Origin of the sequence: Mesorhizobium sp. M7A.F.Ca.MR.176.00.0.0 (genome assembly GCF_004023165.1) — a bacterium.
Taxonomy (GTDB): domain Bacteria; phylum Pseudomonadota; class Alphaproteobacteria; order Rhizobiales; family Rhizobiaceae; genus Mesorhizobium.
In genome coordinates this window covers 1-939 of record NZ_RZTC01000296.1, presented here as the reverse complement: position 1 = coordinate 939, position 939 = coordinate 1, and the positions used below count along the sequence as shown (strand labels likewise).

The window sequence follows — 939 nt, the reverse complement described above, 5'->3', positions numbered from 1 at the left end:
GTATTCCGTTCGTCGCCTGGACCATCGTGCCCTATTGGTCGATCAACCTGTTCTACGGCCTGTCGCTGCTGCTCAACAACGACAGGCAAGGCGTCGACCGCCTGGCCGGGCGCTATCTCACCGCGCAGGTCGTCGCCGTTATCTGCTTCATCCTGTTCCCGCTGACCGCGACATTCGTGCGACCGGCGACGACCGGCCTGCCGGGCTTCCTGTTTGCCGTGCTCGGCGGTTTCGACAAGCCGTTCAACCAGGCGCCCTCGCTGCACATCGCCCTTTTGGTGATCATCTGGGATCATTGGCGCCACCGGCTCCGCGGGTTGCTCCTGCCGCTCTGGCATGGCTGGAGCTTCCTGATCGGTGCCTCGGTGCTGACGACCTGGCAGCATCACTTCATCGACATTCCGACCGGCGCGCTGCTCGGGTTCTTTGCGCTGTGGCTGTTTCCGCGCAGCGGCGCGTTGCCGTTTTCAGGCTTCCGGCTGACCAACGATGTGAAAGCGCGGCGGCTGGCGCGGTTCTACGCGCTGGGCGCTGTTCTCGCGCTGGCCGGTGCAGCGCTCGGCGCCTTGTTCTGCGCCGTCGCGCTCTTCCTGCTTTGGCCGGCGCTGGCGCTGGCCATCGTCGCCTTCGCCTATGCAGGAGCAGGCGAAAAAGTGTTCCAGAAATCCGCCGATGGCAGCATCACGCTCGCAAGCCGTGTCCTGCTCTTGCCTTACCGTCTCGGCGCCAGGGCCAACATATGGGCCTGGACGCGCAAACTTGCTCCCCAGATGGCGATTGCCGACGGCGTCTTTCTCGGGCGCTTTCCCACGGCACGCGAGGCCAGCAGCTTCGGCACGGTCATCGATCTCGCCGCCGAACTTAAGAGGCCTGCGGCAGCCGATTGCCGCTGGATCAGCTTTCCGATGGTCGACCTGTTGCCGCCGCCAGTGGCGATAC

General features: G+C 64.9%; 1 protein-coding gene. It reads left to right on the top strand.

The window, feature by feature from the left end; translation table 11 throughout:
* Positions 1–939, top strand: a 939-nt coding sequence (locus tag EOB59_RS34940) for a phosphatase PAP2/dual specificity phosphatase family protein (protein WP_164895868.1), incomplete at both ends; no start/stop codon positions are given.